The 18,199-nt window shown below is 56.3% G+C and carries 21 protein-coding genes, 2 tRNA genes and 1 riboswitch; of the genes, 12 read left to right on the top strand and 11 right to left on the bottom strand.

The window, feature by feature from the left end:
- Positions 1 to 14 precede the first annotated feature (14 nt).
- A riboswitch (S-adenosyl-L-homocysteine riboswitch) is annotated at positions 15 to 88 on the top strand.
- Between the two features lie 81 nt (positions 89 to 169).
- The 4 genes from ahcY to metF are packed head-to-tail and all read left to right on the top strand — an operon-like array spanning position 170 to position 3,499.
- Positions 170 to 1,582, top strand: a complete 1,413-nt coding sequence (ahcY, locus tag GBK02_RS03145) for an adenosylhomocysteinase (RefSeq protein WP_203468322.1) — start codon at positions 170 to 172, stop codon at positions 1,580 to 1,582.
- Between the two features lies 1 nt (position 1,583).
- Positions 1,584 to 1,934 (top strand): phage holin family protein, encoded by a 351-nt coding sequence (locus tag GBK02_RS03140; RefSeq protein WP_203468321.1) that lies wholly within the window; start codon positions 1,584 to 1,586, stop codon positions 1,932 to 1,934.
- Positions 1,935 to 2,678 carry a TlyA family RNA methyltransferase gene (locus tag GBK02_RS03135; protein ID WP_203468320.1) on the top strand — a complete coding sequence of 248 codons (744 nt, stop codon included), beginning with the start codon at positions 1,935 to 1,937 and terminating at the stop codon, positions 2,676 to 2,678.
- Positions 2,675 to 3,499, top strand: coding sequence for a methylenetetrahydrofolate reductase [NAD(P)H] (gene metF, locus GBK02_RS03130; protein ID WP_203468319.1), 825 nt, complete (start codon positions 2,675 to 2,677; stop codon positions 3,497 to 3,499). Before GBK02_RS03135 ends, metF begins: the two co-directional genes overlap by 4 nt.
- Before the next feature lie 65 nt (positions 3,500 to 3,564).
- Here metF and GBK02_RS03125 read toward each other — a convergent pair whose 3' ends face one another.
- Positions 3,565 to 4,389, bottom strand: coding sequence for a mechanosensitive ion channel family protein (locus GBK02_RS03125; protein WP_203468318.1), 825 nt, complete (start codon positions 4,387 to 4,389; stop codon positions 3,565 to 3,567).
- 180 nt (positions 4,390 to 4,569) lie between these two features.
- On the opposite strand from GBK02_RS03125, the gene GBK02_RS03120 reads away from it, so the two are divergent.
- The 3 genes from GBK02_RS03120 (at position 4,570) to GBK02_RS03110 (ending at position 5,106) form a co-directional block, all read left to right on the top strand.
- Positions 4,570 to 4,645 (top strand) — tRNA-Lys (locus GBK02_RS03120).
- Between the two features lie 16 nt (positions 4,646 to 4,661).
- A tRNA-Lys gene (locus GBK02_RS03115) sits at positions 4,662 to 4,737 on the top strand.
- A gap of 120 nt (positions 4,738 to 4,857) precedes the next feature.
- Positions 4,858 to 5,106, top strand: a complete 249-nt coding sequence (locus tag GBK02_RS03110) for a transcriptional regulator (protein ID WP_203468317.1) — start codon at positions 4,858 to 4,860, stop codon at positions 5,104 to 5,106.
- Between the two features lie 19 nt (positions 5,107 to 5,125).
- Here the strand turns inward: GBK02_RS03110 and GBK02_RS03105 are convergent, their stop codons facing one another.
- The 3 genes from GBK02_RS03105 to GBK02_RS03095 all read right to left on the bottom strand — a co-directional run bounded on the left by GBK02_RS03105 (position 5,126) and on the right by GBK02_RS03095 (position 7,327).
- Positions 5,126 to 5,914, bottom strand: a complete 789-nt coding sequence (locus tag GBK02_RS03105) for a class I SAM-dependent methyltransferase (protein WP_203468316.1) — start codon at positions 5,912 to 5,914, stop codon at positions 5,126 to 5,128.
- A gap of 25 nt (positions 5,915 to 5,939) precedes the next feature.
- Positions 5,940 to 6,374, bottom strand: coding sequence for a ProQ/FINO family protein (locus GBK02_RS03100; RefSeq protein WP_203468315.1), 435 nt, complete (start codon positions 6,372 to 6,374; stop codon positions 5,940 to 5,942).
- Between the two features lie 74 nt (positions 6,375 to 6,448).
- A complete protein-coding gene (locus tag GBK02_RS03095) occupies positions 6,449 to 7,327 on the bottom strand; it encodes a dienelactone hydrolase family protein (protein WP_203468314.1) in 879 nt (292 codons plus the stop codon).
- Positions 7,328 to 7,682: 355 nt separating this feature from the next.
- On the opposite strand from GBK02_RS03095, the gene GBK02_RS03090 reads away from it, so the two are divergent.
- Both GBK02_RS03090 and GBK02_RS03085 read left to right on the top strand, forming a co-directional pair.
- Positions 7,683 to 7,892 (top strand): AlpA family transcriptional regulator, encoded by a 210-nt coding sequence (locus tag GBK02_RS03090; RefSeq protein ID WP_203468313.1) that lies wholly within the window; start codon positions 7,683 to 7,685, stop codon positions 7,890 to 7,892.
- 164 nt (positions 7,893 to 8,056) lie between these two features.
- The gene (locus tag GBK02_RS03085) at positions 8,057 to 9,598 is read left to right on the top strand and encodes a YfjI family protein (RefSeq protein WP_203468312.1); all 1,542 of its coding nucleotides are present in this window, start codon (positions 8,057 to 8,059) and stop codon (positions 9,596 to 9,598) included.
- Between the two features lie 353 nt (positions 9,599 to 9,951).
- On the opposite strand, the gene GBK02_RS03080 is transcribed toward GBK02_RS03085, so the two are convergent.
- Together GBK02_RS03080 and GBK02_RS03075 are read right to left on the bottom strand one after the other, a co-directional pair.
- Positions 9,952 to 10,212 (bottom strand): type II toxin-antitoxin system RelE/ParE family toxin, encoded by a 261-nt coding sequence (locus GBK02_RS03080; RefSeq protein WP_203468311.1) that lies wholly within the window; start codon positions 10,210 to 10,212, stop codon positions 9,952 to 9,954.
- On the bottom strand, positions 10,202 to 10,450 hold the full coding sequence (locus tag GBK02_RS03075) for a type II toxin-antitoxin system Phd/YefM family antitoxin (protein WP_203468310.1): 249 nt from the start codon (positions 10,448 to 10,450) through the stop codon (positions 10,202 to 10,204). The genes GBK02_RS03080 and GBK02_RS03075 overlap by 11 nt, the downstream gene beginning before the upstream one ends.
- A 653-nt stretch (positions 10,451 to 11,103) precedes the next feature.
- Here GBK02_RS03075 and GBK02_RS03070 point away from each other — a divergent pair.
- Both GBK02_RS03070 and GBK02_RS03065 read left to right on the top strand, forming a co-directional pair.
- Positions 11,104 to 11,979: a site-specific integrase gene (locus GBK02_RS03070; protein WP_239003143.1), complete on the top strand. Its 876-nt coding sequence runs from the start codon at positions 11,104 to 11,106 to the stop codon at positions 11,977 to 11,979.
- Positions 11,980 to 11,986: 7 nt separating this feature from the next.
- Positions 11,987 to 12,211, top strand: coding sequence for a hypothetical protein (locus tag GBK02_RS03065; protein WP_203468309.1), 225 nt, complete (start codon positions 11,987 to 11,989; stop codon positions 12,209 to 12,211).
- 70 nt (positions 12,212 to 12,281) lie between these two features.
- Here GBK02_RS03065 and GBK02_RS03060 read toward each other — a convergent pair whose 3' ends face one another.
- Positions 12,282 to 13,151: a GyrI-like domain-containing protein gene (locus GBK02_RS03060; RefSeq protein ID WP_153151382.1), complete on the bottom strand. Its 870-nt coding sequence runs from the start codon at positions 13,149 to 13,151 to the stop codon at positions 12,282 to 12,284.
- A gap of 616 nt (positions 13,152 to 13,767) precedes the next feature.
- Here GBK02_RS03060 and GBK02_RS03055 point away from each other — a divergent pair.
- A complete protein-coding gene (locus GBK02_RS03055; protein WP_153151383.1) occupies positions 13,768 to 14,250 on the top strand; it encodes a hypothetical protein in 483 nt (160 codons plus the stop codon).
- 150 nt (positions 14,251 to 14,400) lie between these two features.
- On the opposite strand, the gene GBK02_RS03050 is transcribed toward GBK02_RS03055, so the two are convergent.
- The 4 genes from GBK02_RS03050 to GBK02_RS03035 are packed head-to-tail and all read right to left on the bottom strand — an operon-like array spanning position 14,401 to position 18,089.
- A complete protein-coding gene (locus tag GBK02_RS03050; RefSeq protein ID WP_203468308.1) occupies positions 14,401 to 15,105 on the bottom strand; it encodes an ABC transporter ATP-binding protein in 705 nt (234 codons plus the stop codon).
- 1 nt (position 15,106) lies between these two features.
- Entirely contained in the window at positions 15,107 to 16,300 is a 1,194-nt protein-coding gene (locus tag GBK02_RS03045) for an ABC transporter permease (RefSeq protein ID WP_203468307.1), read from the bottom strand.
- The gene (locus tag GBK02_RS03040; RefSeq protein WP_203468306.1) at positions 16,297 to 17,487 is read right to left on the bottom strand and encodes an efflux RND transporter periplasmic adaptor subunit; all 1,191 of its coding nucleotides are present in this window, start codon (positions 17,485 to 17,487) and stop codon (positions 16,297 to 16,299) included. The genes GBK02_RS03045 and GBK02_RS03040 overlap by 4 nt, the downstream gene beginning before the upstream one ends.
- Positions 17,484 to 18,089 (bottom strand): TetR/AcrR family transcriptional regulator, encoded by a 606-nt coding sequence (locus GBK02_RS03035; RefSeq protein ID WP_203468305.1) that lies wholly within the window; start codon positions 18,087 to 18,089, stop codon positions 17,484 to 17,486. Before GBK02_RS03035 ends, GBK02_RS03040 begins: the two co-directional genes overlap by 4 nt.
- Positions 18,090 to 18,199 lie beyond the last annotated feature (110 nt).

The following is an 18,199-nucleotide window of genomic DNA, read 5'->3' as shown; positions in this document are numbered from 1 at the left end:
TTTATAATCCGCAACCTACCGAGGGGCGCTGCAGGAGCGCGGTGACACCATCGCTCCCAGGCTCGGTTTAAAACGGCGCTCACTGATCAACCCTGCCGGGCGCAGGGGGCCGCCGGTGAGCAACAACGCCGTTATTCCCCTCCCCGTCACAGTTTATTTGGAGCTTACTGTGGCTGAATTCAAAGACTACGTTATTGCCGATCTTTCCCTTGCCGACTGGGGTCGCAAGGAAATCCTCATTGCCGAAGGCGAAATGCCTGGCCTGATGGCCATTCGCGAAGAATTCGCGAAGACCCAGCCGCTCAAGGGCGCGCGCATCACCGGCTCGCTGCACATGACCATCCAGACCGCCGTGCTGATCGAGACGCTGACCGCGCTCGGCGCCGAAGTCCGCTGGGCTTCCTGCAACATCTTCTCGACCCAGGACCACGCTGCCGCCGCGATCGCCGCGCAGAACATCCCGGTCTTCGCCGTCAAGGGCGAAACCCTGGTCGACTACTGGGATTACACCCATCGCATCTTCGAATGGGCCGACGGCGGCTACTCGAACATGATCCTCGACGACGGTGGCGATGCCACCCTGCTGCTGCATCTCGGTGCCCGTGCCGAAAAGGACATCTCCCTGCTCGCCAAGCCGGGTTCGGAAGAAGAAACCATCCTGTTCGCCGCCATCAAGGCCAAGCTGGCTGTCGATCCGACCTGGTACTCCGTGCGCCTGGCCCAGATCAAGGGCGTCACCGAAGAAACCACCACCGGCGTGCATCGCCTGTACCAGATGCACCAGCGTGGCGAACTGAAGTTCCCGGGCATCAACGTCAATGACTCGGTGACCAAGTCCAAGTTCGACAACCTCTACGGTTGCCGCGAATCGCTGGTCGACGGCATCAAGCGCGCCACCGACGTGATGATCGCCGGCAAGATCGCCGTCATCGCCGGTTACGGCGATGTGGGCAAGGGTTCCGCCCAGGCCATGCGCGCCCTGTCCGCTCAAGTGTGGGTTACCGAAATCGACCCGATCTGCGCCCTTCAGGCCGCGATGGAAGGCTATCGCGTCGTCACCATGGAATACGCTGCCGACAAGGCCGACATCTTCGTTACCACGACCGGCAACTTCCACGTCATCACGCATGACCACATGGCCGCGATGAAGAACAACGCCATCGTCTGCAATATCGGTCACTTCGACAACGAAATCGACGTCGCCTCGATCGAGAAGTACCAGTGGGAAGAGATCAAGCCGCAGGTCGATCACGTGATCTTCCCGGACGGCAAGCGCATCATCCTGCTCGCCAAGGGCCGCCTGGTTAACCTCGGTTGCGGCACGGGCCACCCGTCCTACGTGATGTCGTCCTCCTTCGCCAACCAGACGATCGCCCAGATCGAACTGTGGAGCGAAGCCGTCAAGGGTTCCAACAAGTATCCGGTCGGCGTCTACACCCTGCCCAAGCATCTCGACGAAAAGGTCGCCCGCCTGCAGTTGAAGACGCTGAATGCCCAACTGTCCGAGCTGACCGACGAGCAAGCTGCCTACATCAGCGTGCCGAAGGAAGGCCCGTACAAGGCTGACCACTACCGCTACTAAGATGCGCTTGCTCGCCATCTGGACCATCAACGCGCTCGCCCTGCTGGCGCTGCCGTATGTCGTGCCGTCGGTCCAGGTCGCGAGTTTTGGTACGGCTCTGATCGTCGCCCTGATACTTGGGCTGATCAATGCCGTACTGCGTCCGATACTGGTTTTGCTCACACTGCCGGTGACCTTGCTGACGCTGGGCTTGTTCATTTTCGTGATCAACGCCCTGCTTTTCCAACTCGCCGGCAGCCTCGTCGACGGCTTCAACGTTGGTGGTTTCTGGCCAGCATTGTTCGGCTCGATCGGCTACAGCCTGATTTCATGGCTGCTCAGTTCGCTGCTTTTCCCGCAAGGAAAACGCTGAATGCCGCGCGCCGATCAGCTGCTCGTCGAATCCGGCCTGGCTTCGTCCAGAACCGTTGCCCAACGCATGATTGCCGCGGGTCGCGTCAGCTGGTCAGGCGGCGTGATCAAGAAGCCGGCACTGGATTTGCCCCTTGAAACAGCGTTGACCGTAGCAAGCGACCCGGAAGACCGTTTCGTCTCGCGTGGCGGCCTCAAGCTGGCGGGTGCGCTAACGAAAAGTGGCATCTCGGTAACCGGCAAAATCTGTCTTGATGTCGGCCAGTCGACCGGCGGCTTCACCGATTGCCTGCTGCAATCAGGTGCGACACAGGTTGTTGGCGTCGATGTCGGGCACGGCCAACTGCATCAAAAACTGATCGGCGACACCCGCATTAACGCCATCGAAGGCATCAACTGCCGCGCCCTGAGCGCAAGCGACCTGGGTGCCGCTTGCCCAGCCCAAGGCTTCGATCTGATTGTCGGCGATGTCTCATTCATTTCGATGACGCTGATCCTGCCGCAGCTCCCCGCCTTGCTGGCCGATGGCGGCGACCTGCTGCTGCTGGTCAAGCCGCAGTTTGAAGTCGGCCCGGGCAATGTCGGGAAAAGCGGTATCGTCCGTGACCCGGCGCTTTATAGCGAAGTCGAAAACAAACTGCGCCAATCTGCCGCCACCCTGGGCCTCAAAGTCCGCGCCTGGCTGGACAGCCCAATTACCGGCGGTGATGGCAACCGCGAATTCTTCATCTGGTTGAACAAATGAACACAGAAATCTCCATCGAGTTTTTCCCGCCGCAAACGCCGGAAGGCATCGAAAAACTGCGGTCGACCCGCGCTGAACTGGCAAAACTGAAACCCGAATTTTTCTCGGTGACCTACGGTGCCGGCGGCTCGACGCGCGAACGCACTTTCAATGTCGTCAAGGAAATTGCCGCCGAAGGCTTCGATGCCGCGCCGCACCTGTCGTGCATCGGCTCAACGCGTGAAAGCATTCGCGAAATCCTCAACGAATATAAATCAGCCGGCATCAAGCGCACCGTCGCCCTGCGCGGCGACCTGCCGTCCGGCATGGCCGAAACCGGCGAATTCCGCTACGCCAACGAGCTGGTCGAATTCATCCGCGCCGAAACCGGTGATCATTTCAGCATCGAAGTCGCCGCCTACCCGGAATGGCACCCGCAGGCGCGCAGCCCGAAGGACGACATGGATGCCTTCGTGCGCAAGGTCAAGGCCGGCGCCAATTCGGCGATCACCCAGTATTTCTACAACGCCGACGCCTACTTCCATTTCGTCGAAGAAGCCAAGGCGCAAGGCGTCGATCTCCCGATCGTTCCCGGCATCATGCCCATCGTCGGCTTCACCAAGCTGGCGCGCTTCTCGGATGCCTGCGGCGCCGAAATCCCGCGCTGGATGCGTAAAAAATTCGAAAGCTTCGGCGACGACAGCGATTCGATCCGCGCCTTCGGTCTCGATGTCGTGACCGAACTGTGCGAGCGCCTGCTCAAGGGTGGCGCGCCCGGCCTGCACTTCTATTGCATGAACCAGTCGACGCTGACCACCGAGATCATGAAAAGACTCGGCTAAGGCCAATCCTGCGGTCGACGTTAAAAAACCCGCGAAATCGCGGGTTTTTTAACGTCCGGAAAAACTCAGGCCGCTTGTGTGACAACCACGCTCTGCGCCGGCATCGGTGCCGGAAAGCCAGCCTCGACAAGCGCCTCGCGGATCACTTTATTAGTATCAAAATAGACCTGCCAATAGTGGTCATTGTGGCAATAGGGACGAATGGCCAGCACCGGGCCAACCAGCGTGAAATCGAGGATTTCGACATCGACTTTCGGCTCGGCCAGCACATTCGGAATGGCCGCCACTTTCTCGCGCAACAAAGCCATCGCCGCCCGATGATCGGCCGCCCCGGCCAACTGGCATTTCAAATCGACCCGGCGAAACGGGTTGACCGTGAAATTCTGGATCGTGTCGCTGAACACCTTGTTGTTACCAATCACCGTCTGGACGTTATCCGGCGTATTAATCGTCGTGGCAAACAGCCCCAACTCCATCACCGTCCCGGTGACGCCACCGACCGTGACGAAATCGCCGACTTTCATCGGTCGCAGGACCACCAGAAAAGCACCGGCTGCAAAATGTGCCAGCAACCCTGACCAAGCCATGCCGATGGCAACCCCGGCAGCTGCGATCAAGGCGGCAAATGTCGTGGTCTGGATACCGAAGTAACCCAGGATGCCGACCACCAGCAAGACGTTCAGCGTCACCGTGATTACCGAGCCAAGATAACGCAGCACGGTCGGATCGACTTTCTGGCGCTCAAGCGACGCACGAACCATGTTCAGTACAAGACCGATCAGCCAGCGGCCGATCACCCAGAAAGCAATGGCAGCCAGAATTTTCAAACCGACATCGGTTGCCGTAGCGATAAAAATATCCTGATAACGTGAAACATCCTGCTCAGTCATTTTGCCTCTCCTGAAAATGGGCGTTTACCGACAAAAATCGGCAAAAAAGCCGGGGAATTCGATTCTATCCAGCCTTTCAGCAACGATGACGACCAGCCCCTCCGATTAAACAATTCTTCACATTGATGAAAATCCGTTGACGACTTCCCTACATCTCACTATAATTCGCGCTCCCTCGGCGGGTCGGTAGCTCAGTCGGTAGAGCAGCGGACTTTTAATCCGTTGGTCGCGAGTTCGAATCTCGCCCGACCCACCAGTCGTAAAGGTACCTTGGGGCGTTAGCTCAGTTGGTAGAGCAGCGGACTCTTAATCCGTAGGTCCACAGTTCGAATCTGTGACGCCCCACCAAGGAATTATTGCATCAAGCCTCGGTCGCAAACCGAGGCTTTTTGCTTTATGTCCTGCATCAGCGTACCTTGCAAGTGAACTTCATCCATGTACGAGCCTTGTTTACATAAAGGATTCTGAATGCACACCACTCAAGTCTGGGAACTCCTGAAAAAACACGGGCAATTGCTCGATCTGGAAATCGCAGTTGCAACCGGCATTTCGATTGAGGATGTCCGGGCATCGCTGTCCACCCTCTCTTCGCAGGGCGACATCTCGAAATGCAGCGTGACCAGCTACGTCAAGGGCAAGCCGATCGAAGGCTTCCAGTGCCGCGTGGCCGGCTATTTCCCGAAACCGGCCCCTGGCCGCAAGCCTGCCGCAAAATAAGCCAGCCGAAACAGGCTCGTCAGAGCACTTTGGCCTTCAGCGTTTTTTTCGGGTAGATATCGAAGCGACTTGAGCTCCCCTCAAGCGCATAGCCCGGTTTCGCCCCTTCAATGCAAGGCGCCTTGCGCGGCCGCTTGACCACGACCCGATGCGTCGCCAGGTCAAGCGCGGCCGCCAGCAGGCCTGCGGCATCGTCATCATCGCCCACCAAGGGCCGGAACAATCGCATCTCTTTCTTGACCAGCGCCGTCTTTTCCCGATGGGGAAACATCGGATCAAGATAAATCACTTGCGGTGATTCGTCCTTCCACGCCAGCATTTGAGCAATTGCATTGGCGTGCACCAGCCGCATCCGGCCGACAATCGGCCCTACCTCAGGATCGCCCGCCGCACGTCGCAGACCATCTTCCAACAAGGCTGCAACAACAGGATGACGCTCAATCAGGATGAGCGAACAGCCCAGGCTTGCCAGCACAAAGGCATCGCGCCCCAAACCGGCTGTTGCATCCAGCACTGCCGGACGTATGCCGGGTTGGACACCGACCGCCTTGGCGATCATCTGCCCGCTACCGCCCCCGAACAAACGCCGATGAGCCACGGCACCTTCGACAAAATCAATGCGCAATGCCCCGGGAGCCTGGGGAGCAAGCTCAACGAATTGCAGACCATTCGCTCCGAATTGCAATGCGAATTCGGCATCGCCCTGCACCGGCAGGGCAAGTCGCTCAGCCCAAAGCGACGCTTGCGCAGCAAATGCCGGCTCCAGCGCCTCTACACGGATCGAAGCGGACTGCGGCTCGCCACTCATGTCATCGCGCCGGTGAACAACGCGGTTAGCGGTCTTTACGACCGAATTTCTCTGCCAGTTCGTTGAGCTTTTCAGTCCGACGCTGCTCTGCCTTGGCCGCCGCCTCGACAGCCTTGCGCTGTTCGACCTGCTTCTTGAAGCGTTCACGCAGCAGCTCGGAAGCGTGCGTACGCTGCTCTTCGCTGACCTCACCAGCCGGCGTGCCGTCCAGATTGAAGCGCTGCGTCGCCTTTTCCATTTCCTTCAGATAACGGGTTGCCATCGTGTGGCTACGCATCGCCAGGCGCAGGGCTTTCTTTTCCAGCGTCGGCTGATCTGCCAGTACCTGACGGTCAATGCCAATCGCCAACGGGCTGTAATTGCGAAAAACGTCGTAGCGCACTTGCAGTTCCTTGAGCAACGCACGTGCATCGATGGTTTTTTCAGGCGTCGCCTGGGGGGTCGTTTCAGCAGTAGTCATGTTCGGGCAGCAAATTCTGATCAAGGCGCGAAGCGTAGCACGAAGCCCGCTCCACCCCGCTGGATAACAAGGTTTTATACAAGGTTTTTGCGGAACCAGGCCAACATGCGCAGCCAGCCATCCTCCGCTTCTGCCTTGCGATAGCTCGGCCGGTAATCGGCATGGAAGGCATGCGGCGCATTATCGTAAAGGTGAATCTGCGACGCACGTGCAGCAGGACTACCTTTCTCCAGCGCTTTTTCCATTTTTTCGACTGTTTCCAGCGGAATTCCAGTATCCAGCCCCCCGTAAAGCCCGAGCACGGGGGCTTTCAGTTCACCAACCAGATCGGTGGGATGAGCGGGGGTAAACTCATTGGCGACGCCAACCAGACGACCGTACCAGGCAACCCCGGCCTTGACGCGGGGATTGTGCGCACTGTACAGCCAGGTGATGCGCCCTCCCCAGCAGAAACCAGTGATCGCCAGCCGGTCGGTATCCGCCCCTTGCTGCGCCGCCCAGGCAACGCAGGCATCAAGGTCACTCATCACCTGTGCATCCGGCGTTTTGCCGGTGATATTGGCCATCAGTTCCGGAATGCTGGCATAACTACGCGGATCGCCCTGACGCGCGAAAAGCTCCGGGGCGATGGCGCAGTAACCGAGCTTGGCTAGACGCCGGCAAGTATCCTTGATGTATTCATGGACACCGAATATCTCGGAAACCACCAGCACTACCGGCGCCTTGGCAACACCTTGCGGCGCGGCACGGTAGGCAACCATTTCGCCATCTTTGACCGGCACCTTGACTTCACCGGCCTGCAGCCCGGCGATATCGGTATTGATCGCGGTCTGCGCCATCACCGGCTGAACCGCCAGAGCGAAACCCGCCCCCAGACTGGTCACGATGAAACTCCGTCGGTCAAAGGACTGGGCAGGAACAAGGCTGTCGAATTCCGGGGTCGTGTCTGGCATGGATGGGCTCCTGAAAAAGCATTACATCAAAACAATGTCGTATTGCTCTGATTTTTTTACACTTTAACGTTTAAATTCAATTGATTGCGTAAAAATCAATGGGTCGATCATGCGACCAGCTACCCATCTAGCTACCAAAAACGGGAGAGTACCCTCACAAGGCTCAATTGCCTGCAAACAAGCTGCGGTTTATATCGGCGCAATACACATGAGTCCAAGAACACTCACACTGTTAGCCGAAATCAGTGCTCAATTCAAGGCATGTTTTAACCCCTGAAATCTCCCCCTGAATTCTAACTTCAGCGAGAGGAAAATCCTCCTCACGATAAACAACCAAGGAACAACGGGGATAAACATGGTCCATCCCGATCTTTCCAATTTCGATCAACTGCCAGATGCCGCCAACGTCAGTGTCGAGATTGTCGCAGGTCTTTTCGGCTGCAAGGTCCCGACAATATGGGCCAGGCTGCGCCGCAAAGAAATTCCAGAGCCGCGTCGCTTTGGCTCACACACTCGCTGGAATGTAGGCGAACTCAGACAAGCCCTGAAAGGAGATGCAATCTAAAAAATAGCACGTTGTTCAATCACAACAAAGGAGAAAGCAAGAGTAGCAATTCGGAAGCAACCCCAATCGGAGACGAGGGCCCCGTCTCAATTGGATCAATACATCACAGAAAGCGTTGCACGAGTGCACACGCTCTCCAATCGCATTCAATTTGAGGTCCATATATGTATCCAAGCTTTTCTCAACCGCTCAGCGCATCGCTGGCACCTCTCACGCAATCATCTGGATATGGTGCAAGTCAGTTCGAACATGCAGTATTCCCAACTCAACAACTCGGCCCAAAACTTGAAGCCCTGATTTTTGAAATACACAATGAAACCGGCGCATCCATATCGGCAATCGCTAGCGCGTTGATCGCCGTGATCACCTTGGTGTGCCAAGGCCGCATCCGTATCAAAAAGCGCCATCAATTAGTTTCCCCAGTAAGCCTATGGTTCATTGGCATTCTTCCCCCCGGCGAGCTGAAGACCTCAATCGTTAAGCGACTGCTTAATGGCGTTGAGAAATTCGTCGAAGAGCAATCCGAAGTCCATGCAGTTCAGATGCAGCAATTCGATGCCGCCATTTGTGCCTGGCGTGCCGAAGGTAAAGGCATTTTGAGTGCCATCAAGAAAAAATCGGCTGCCTTCGAGCCGATCGAGGCAGAACAAGCGCAGCTTCAGGCTCATGCATTGCGGAAGCCCCAAAAGCCGAAACGCTTCAAACTGATCCACGAAAAAATGAGTACAGAAGCATTGCACAAGAACCTGAGTGAATGCTTTCCGACAACCAGTCTGATTTCTGATGATGCTGATCGTGTCTTTAGAAGCCGTGGGATGTCGGATATGGCCACACTGTGCAAAGCCTACGACGGATCAGATCTCATTTCCGATCGCAGTATCGAGGGCGAATTGATCGCGCGAGACCCTTGCCTAACTCTCCTACTACTCTCCCAGCCAGAGCCGTTTGCAGCTTTTTTAAACGGCAAAGGCGCAATGGCAGACGGTATCGGTTTTACGGGGCGCAGTTTCATCATTGCACCGGCTCCAACTGCTGGATATCGCTCCGTCGTTTATTCCAAATCCGCCTCAGACGAAGTACTGAACGAGTTTTATGGCCGTTGCATCGCCATTTTGAAGAGCCATATAGGGGATGACCCAACTGAGATGCGGCCGAAAATCGAACTGAGTTTTTCGAACGAGGCACAGGCTCGCTGGGAAGCCGCGTTCGACAATATTCAGGTCGACATGCGTCCTGGCGGACTACTTGAGAATGACAAGGACTTCGGTGCAAAGCTGGCCGACAAAATTGCTCGCGTAGCCGCGCTGCTTCATTTTTTTGAAGGCGCAGAGGACACGATTCCACTCTCGACGCTTGAACGCGCAATCTCGATTTGCCAGTGGTACACCCACGAGTTTGTAAGGTTTTTTGCGAAACCCGTCGAACTACCTGAAGAGCAGCAAGATGCTAATCGATTGCTGTATTGGTTCGCCAACCATCTTCGAACGGGTGGGAAATTTGAAATCAAGAAAAATGATGTTCGGCAATACGGTCCGAATCCGCTTCGCAACATCATGCGCCTCAATACTGCACTGCGCCTGTTGTGGTCGATGGGCTACGCCTGTGAAGGCAAGATCGACGGAGAAAAAGGTGCCTTCATCTTCCTGAACCAGCAGTATTTCACGCCAGGCCAGGTTCAACTTCTTTGTTCTCAGCCCAAATATTAAGAGAGAGACTCGCAAAACCCTGCTATTTCCTGCTTTTTTTGGGAATAGCAGGGGTTTTTATGTATTGCTTAAAAAAATTGGCCTGTTTTCGCCAACTCCAGCCCACAAAATCAAGCCAATGCTACGCTCCTGGAAGCATGGCTGAACAGCCCCCCATACCCTGTCAGACCCAAACGTTAATGGTGGCGGTATCAGCCTCAGACTCTCCGCTACCCACTATAGAGCACATCCCAGATTGCCACGAACACCACATTCATTGACGCAAAGGCGATCTAATCTCACACCCAGCCGGACATGATCCGGCTTTTTTGGCTTCGGATATTCAAGGGGAGTCAACGCCCCTCGGCGGCCTTTTAGACTGCATTTTTGTCGCGCTTGCCTACGGCGACGACCAGCACGACCAATCGACCATCCAGCACTTCGTAGACGAGCCGGTAGCCGATACTGCGCAGCTTGATTTTGTAGCGATCAGGGTGCCCCGACAACTTGGCGGAGGGTAGCCGTGGCTCAACTAAGCGCTCAGCCAGCTTTTTCTTGAACTGAGCCTTGATCGAGCCATCCAGACGCTGCCATTCGGACAAAGCCTCTTCAAGAAACTCAAGCTCATAGCTCATCGAGTTTGACCTTCACTCGCTTCTGGCCTGCACGAGCATCCGCAATAGCATTCAATTCCAAATCTTCCAGGCGATCCATCAAGCTCTCGAATGCGCGAGCCGGAATGCAATAGAAAGCTGGCTCATTCCTATTCAGGATCGCCACTGGGAAGCCTTCTCCCGCTGCAACCGTACCCATAGGGTTGCGTTTTAGCTCGGAAATGCTTGCTGCCGTTTCAGACAATATTTGGTGGGCCATATCTGCCTCCTACTCTAGTTAGCACCAATGGTAGCACTTTTACAAACACCATTCAGAGTGCTTTGAGCAGCATCACTGACAAGTGGTTCCATGCAACGAGATCCCGCCATGCGCTCTCGGTATTTTTTTACCGCTAACACCGATAACTATGAGGTGTAGCCGGACATAAAAACCATCGGCACAAGGGAAGACCGATCTTGACCATCGATTGCTTCCCGAGTGTTTCGATCGCCTCATATTTAGGCGCGCATTTCTTATTAGATTAATTAATCAATATTTATTTATATATTTACCATGACAATCATTAATCAACCTATCCCTACTCCTATCGATCCGATCAACCCCACCATGAGTGCTCTCGACACTCATAACATGGAGTCACTACCGACATCATCCAAGCAGCCTTCCGTATCTGCCTACTCGCTGGATACCTGATCTGCCGTTGATCCTCCGCTAATCAAAACAGGAGGGAAAATAATTCCCTCCTGGTTCATTTGGCAGTCCGATTATCGGCCAAGGACTAAACCGCTCGCGCGGTAGGGTCCATGCTCAACCGTAGCACGCAGCTCTGGCAGGCAAGAGGTTTGTATCGTGCTGGCAATTGCCGATGTTGGAAATGAGGCATTTCCGCCTCGTTCTGACAGGAGCCAGCCATGGAAACCCGGAATCCGAGTATCAGCCCGTTACGCCAGCGCATGATCGAGGACATGCGGATGCGGAAATTTGGCGAGAAGACGCAATACCAGTACGTTCGCGCAGTCCGGCAATTTGCCAAGTACCTCCGTCGATCCCCCGAAACGGCCAGTGTTGAGGAACTACAGAATTACCAGTTGCATCTGGTCGACCATGGAACGTCGCCGGCGTCGCTGAACGCTGCGATCCGCGGGTTGAAGTTCTTCTTCGGCGTCACCCTGGACCGCCCGGAGGCGATGGCCAAGATGAAACCGGTCCATCTGCCGCGCAAGCTACCGGACATCTTGAGTCCCGACGAGGTAAAACGCTTGATTGCCGCCGCCGGCAACCTGAAACACCAAACCGCCCTGGCCCTGGCCTATGCGACCGGGTTACGGGTCAATGAAGTGGTCCACCTGAAGGTCAGTGACATTGACAGCCAGCGCATGACCCTGCGGGTCGAGCAAGGCAAAGGACAGAAGGATCGCTACGCCTTGCTATCACCGGTGCTCCTCGAACGGTTACGCGTCTGGTGGCGGGTCGCCCGTGCCCAAGGCAAGATGTTGGACGGTGGCTGGCTATTTCCGGGCCTGGACCCGGTGGACCACCTCAGCACTCGCCAACTCAACCGAGCCATCCATGCAGCCGCCGACGAGGCCGGCATCGACAAGCGCATTTCGATGCACTCCCTGCGCCATGCTTTCGCCACCCACCTGCTCGAGCAGAAGGTCGACATCCGCTTGATCCAGGTACTGCTCGGCCACAAGAAACTGGAAACGACAGCCCTGTATGCTCAGGTCGCCACCGACATCCTGCGCGAGGTCGTCAGTCCGTTGGAGCGGCTGAACACGGCGTAGCGCCGCCATGGGCGACAGTGGCGCCCGCGCGGCAGTGCTGGAAATGGTCGTACCGGAAACCGGCGCTGATGTCGCCAGCGCATCATTCGACATGCAGATGTTCGTCGGGTGCCGCGGGCGAGAACGGACGCTCAGTGAATGGAAATCGCTCATTCAGGCCGGCGGGCTGGCGCTCGAAGAAGTCGTTGGGCTGCGCTCGCTCGGCAGCATTCTGGTCCTGCGCTCTACCTGAACAATCGGCAGCTTCCAGAAATTGGCATGACGTCTCGTTGCACGCCCGTTTCGCGGAAGCTGCCATGGATCTACGACTTCAGAGGCAGGTAGATATCGGTCACCAGTTCATGCTCAGGTGTTTCCGGCATCAAGTTGAGGTAATGGAAATAGAGCGGAAAATCACGCAGCTCCTCGCCACTCTCCGGTAACCAGTTGCGGTAGAGCGGGTAGATACTCTCGCCAATCCTAGTGTGGGAGCCGTTATGCCGCACCCGCGCGCAACGGCCGCCGGGAATGTATTTCGTGATCACGCCCTGCGGGTTGGCCGGCACCTCGTCATGCACTTCTCCGCAGATATCGAACCGGAAGTCTGCAGGTTCGCAGGTGTCCGGGTTGTCGTAGACAATGCCGAAGGACCGGCTGCTGTTCTTTGGCGAAAGACCGCTCGCCTTTCGCCAGTCAATGAATTGGCCGACAGAGTCATTGACCCTTTCCGTCGGGCCGCGATGCTCCATGACGGCGACACGGGTGGTTTTAAAATCGACGATCTCGACTTGCACGGTTTGTTTCCTTTCCGGGATACGGAAGCGATAGCGGTCATGCCAGGATTCCCAGTCCGGTTGCCGCCTGAATGCGGAGGGCGACTGGCCGAAGGTGTTCCTGAAGGCGCGCGTAAACGATTCCGGGTTTTCGAAGCCGGCGTCCAGGGCGATGTCGATGATTTTGTCCTGGCGACTGAAAGCGAGCCGATAACTGGCCTGCCGCAGACGCAGCAACTGGATGTAACGACCAACGCTGGTACCGACGTATTCGGCAAATTGCCGATGGAAGTGAAACTTGGAGAAATTGGCGACCTGGCTCAGAAGTTCCGTGCTCAGCGTTTCGCCCAGGTTGGACTCGATATGGTCGAGCACTTTCGCGAAGCGCCTTGCGTATTTTTCAGCCTGTGTGTTGCTCATCTTTAATCCTCGGTTCACAGCGCACACTATGCGCGGGACGCGCCGACAAATCCTGACCGCAATTGCTCTATCTACCGGCGAATCTTCAATGGGCAGGAAGCAGTTGCGCGAGTTTGCCCAGGATGATGGTTTCCTGTTGCTTGACGACAGCGTTTGGCTCCGCTTCCGCCCGATGCAGTAGCGGGCCTATGCTGGGCAGTTCCGGCATGCCTGACAAAATCTGCAGATTGCCCGGCAGACCGGCCGGGTCAGGATCGTGATGCCGAACCCAGCTCCACCGCTGCCAATATTCCGCTCAGGCTGGCGCTGGTATCGGCCAGGGGCGGACGGTCGCCTGTCTTTATCAGCACCCATTTGAATGACTGGTTAGGCTGATACCCGCCGCAACGCCTACACGATAAACTCTGATACATCAGTTCCTTAAGTATCGCTCAGTGCATAACAAAAATTGAAAGAATAACCAATATGGGTTATGCCAAGGATGCTTGAACTTGGGCTGAAAATATCTTCGGTAGGCGGACTCAACAAGCAACGGAAACCCGTCTTGGCTTTAAGCTTGCGTTAAGATTAGTTGACTATATTGGTTGGGTATTGCACCCATGAAATAGGAGACCCGATGAAAACCATATTCGCCGTAGTTCTGACTGCCATTGCGCTTGGAGCTTCGCCCAATATCCTCGCAGCTGAAAGTGCCGCACACAACCATAGCCATGGGAGTGTCGAACCGACAAAGCTCCACCTTAACGTTGGAAAAAAATGGGCAACTGATGAGCCGCTGCGTCAGGCTATGAACGACATCAATCAAGCGATGGCGAAGGCAATACCGGCGATTCACAAGAATCAATACGGCAACGACGACTATCAAGCATTAGCGACGACAATCAGTGAAAAGGTGGCCTATGCAATTCAGAATTGCAAACTCGAGCCCCAGGCTGATGCGATGCTTCACTTGGTTATTGCAGACCTGATGGAAGGCGCCGAGACCATGAGAGGAAAAACTTCAAAGTCGCGCCACGATGGCGCGGTGCAAGCACTTGAAGCTCTGAAGGCATATGGAAAATATTTCCAGCATACGGGTTGGAAAGCCGCCAAAGGCTGAAGAATCATGATGCGCCAGGGATGAACTCTGATTAACTAGTCATCTGCAAATGGTTAGCCACCAATACTTGCGGCCAGGAGAGGCGGGCAAAACGGGCGCAGCATCTGATTTCGCTTGAAATAGGGCATTGTCTGCCCGCCTATCTGAGACTCAGCTCAGAGCCTGGCCTTTTTCTTCAAAGGTTTTGCCATCGCGAATGTGGTAAATCCGCTTGAAGGTAGGAATGATTTTCTCATCGTGGGTCACCACGATGATGGCCGTATTGAACTGCAGCGCCATCTGGTTGAGGATGCGCACGACACTCAAGGCGCGTTCGCTGTCCAAAGGTGCGGTCGGCTCATCGGCGAGGATGACGGGCGGCTGATTCGCCAGGGCCCGGGCAATTGCCACGCGTTGTTGCTCCCCGCCCGACAGTTGCGACGGTTGGGCTTTGGCGCGGTGCCCGACATCCAGTGCTTCAAGCAACTCCAGCGCGCGCTTTCTTGATTCACCATTCGGCCTGCCGGCCAGCATGGGTAACAAGGCTACGTTGTCGATAACATCGAGAAATGGAATCAGATAGGGGGCCTGAAATACGAACCCAATCCGGTCGCGGCGCAAGGCGCGCAGGTCGGGAATTTTCCAGCCATTGTCGTAGATGACCTCGTCACCCAGCGTCATCTTGCCGGTAGTCGGTTCTATTACCGCGCCCAGGCACTTGAGCAGGGTGCTTTTTCCGGAACCTGAGGGGCCAATCAATCCCACCACCTCCCCGGGGGCGACGGTCATATTGACGTCTTTCAAGGCGTCGACCGCGGTATCGCCCTCGCCATAGCGCTTGCTCAAGCCTTCGATGCGAATGCCGAAACCGTCCATCTCATCCTCCAATGGCGGTGGCCGGGTCTACGCGCAGGGCAGCCCGAATCGCCAGCGTGCTGGCCAGCGCACAAATGACCATGACCACGACAAAGCCGCGCGCTGCATCGCCTGGCTCCAGCAGAACATACTTGGGAAAGAATGGCGCCCAGGCAGTGGCCGAAACCTTGCCGACGAGAAAACCGATAAGCCCCAGACCCAGTGCCTGCTGAAGAATCATCCCGGCAATGGTCCGGTTACGCGTGCCAATCAGCTTCAACACGGCAATCTCGCGAATCTTGCCCAAAGTCATCGTGTAAATAATGAAAGCGACGATGGCCGCGCTGACCACCGCAAGAATTACCAGAAACATCGCGATTTGCCTGGCCGAGGTGGCAATCAGCTTCGCCACCAGAATCTCTTCCATTTGAACCCGGGTGAAAGCCTCCAGGTGCTTCCAGCGCCTGACATCATTTGCGACAGTCTCGGGCTTGCTTCCTGATGCCACCTGAACCAGCACGGCATTGACGTTGCGATTCGCGTTCTGCGATGCCTGGATGGCCTCGAGCAAACCCGGCACGCCCGGGCGATTCAATGTCGGATTGGCCGTTGTTCTTGCCCGCTCATTGAGGATGGCATCGTTGTCCTTCAGGAACTGTGCCTCCTGTGCATCCTTCAGCGGAATGAAGACCATGGGGTCGCCGCCGGACGAAACCATGCGTTTGGTCAGGCCGACGACCCGGTAGTCGTGCCGACGAATCCGAATGCTATCGCCCAGTTGGAACCCGGTTTTGACGTCGGCGACGGCCTCGTAATGGTTACGGGTAATGTGACGTCCGGCAATCAGGTAGCCGGGCTCTCCCGGCTGCCCTGGCTCGAAACCTACAACCATCGCACGCACATCGGTATTGTCCAGACGAACCTGCATGGTCAGATAAGTCACGTTGGCGGCGCGAGCCACGCCCGACAGGCTGAGCATTGAACGGTACACGTCATCATGGATGCTCGAGGACTCCGCATAAGGCCCCTGCGTGTCCTGCTGAACGACCCACAAGTCAGCGCCACTGTTGTTGAGCAGCGCCTTGGCATCATCGACCATACCTCGATAAACTCCGGCCATGGTCAGCGTCACGCCAATCAGCAAGCCAAGACCGATTCCGGTCAACACGAACTTCGACCAGGAATGCAGGATGTCGCGCCCGGCCAGACTTATCACTGGCGTTGTCCTGCCAGTTGTTCGACAACTTTGACACGGCTACCTTCAGACAGCTCGCGCTCGCTGAAAACGATGATTTCGTCACCTGCGCCAAGTCCTTCCAGTACCTGCACCGCACCATCCAGGGTGCTGGTGCCGAGTTTGATGGCGACAAAGACGGGCTTGCCATCGCGTAGTTTCCAGACACCAGAACCCTCAGGCATTTGTTTGATGGCTGCATTGGGCAGTGTCAGGCCAGATTGATTGGCTGCCGTTTGAACGGTCACCTCGGCCATCTCGCCAATGCTCAGGCCAGGAGGAATCTGGTCGAAGGTAATCAGGGTGATGCGCTCCTCGGTCACGCTGTCACTGACCGGTTCAATCCTGACTACCTTGCCGGTTAATGGCATTCCCGGATTGCTGCGCAGGGCAATGCTTGCGGCTTGTCCAGCAGCCAGGCCGCGGGACCGCCCCTGGTCCAGCCGGACCTTGACCCAGAGACTGCTGGGCTCTATCAACTTGAGCACTGATTGCCCTGCAACGACTGTCGAGCCAGCTTCAGCATCACGGCTGGTCAGCACGCCGTCAACGGGTGCGACCAGGCGCAGGTTATTCCGTTGCTGCCGTAAAGCATCCTGGTCGGCCTTCAGGCGGATGACTTCCTGCCGGGCACTTTGCAGGTTGGCATCACTTGCATCGACGGCTGCCTGAGCCGATGTCAGTTCCTGTTGTTTGCTCTCAACTGCACTCGGGCTGACGAAATGCTTATCGCCGAGGTCGCGATAGCGTTTCGCATTCAAGCTGGCAATCATCTGGCGGGCCAGAACATCCTTGCGCTGAGCGTCAGCCGCCAGAACCGCGCTGGATGCCCGGGCGTATGAGGCTTCAAGCGAACGTAGTCGTTCGTCCAGGTCGACTGGGTCGATTTCTGCCAGCAGTTGCCCGGCCTTGACCTGTTCACCCACATCGACATGAACTGCTTTGACGCGACCAGCAGCGGTGGGGCCAATAAAATAGCTGCGTCGCGCTTCGACTGTGCCAATGCCGAACAGTGATGACGACAGGCTCCCGGTTTCGACCCGAGTGATGGTGACCTTGGTTGGCGCCAGTGGGCCTGACCGGGCGACGACAAAACCAAATCCGAGCAGAAGAAGCACTGCAAAAGCCACCAGGCCAAACTTGCGGCTGAGAAAACCATTTAGCTTCATGACTTGACCCCAAGGGCGGCAAGATAAAGGTCCAGAACGCCGACCGCCTGTTGCTCCATCTGCTCGGTGTGTCCGCTGAGCATGGTTTGAATGACCAAGCCCTGAATGGCCCCAAGGAACAGGGCTGCCGCCGCTGCGCAATCGGCATCGGCGCGTATCAACTTCGCCTCAATAGCCGCGGCCAGGGTTTGGGAAAGGGTTTGCCGATAGCGCTGCATGATTTGCTGAACCCGCTGCTTGACGGGGGATGAAGCAGGTTGCTGAAGCTCGCCAAAAATGAGGCGAGGCGCTCCAGGGTGTGCTTTGGCAAAGCCGACGTGAGCCATGAACATGGCCTTGAGGGCAGTCAGCGCATCAGGGGAGCGCTCCTTGGCAGCCAGTAGTTCGAACATCAAATGCTCATCTATCCATTCGACCACGGCCAGGCGGATAGCTTCCTTGGTGGCGAAGTGCCGAAAAAGCGCACCCTGAGTAACCCCCATGGCTTTGGCAATGTCCGTGGTCGTTATTTCAGCAGGGCTGCGCTCGGCCGAGAGCTGAACCATGGTGGCGATGATTTCTGCCTGGCGTGACTCGGTGGATTGACGAGGGTTGATAGACATGGGCACTTGTAAGTATTAAATTACTTACTAGTATAAGCGCCTAATTCATATTTTCCTAATATGCTTCACGTAGCGTGCAACCCAAGGTGACCTATCGCTTACCTGGATTT

This window comes from Dechloromonas sp. TW-R-39-2 (assembly GCF_016864195.1).
Taxonomy (GTDB): Bacteria; Pseudomonadota; Gammaproteobacteria; order Burkholderiales; family Rhodocyclaceae; genus Azonexus.
This window is presented reverse-complemented; position numbering and strand designations above follow the sequence as displayed.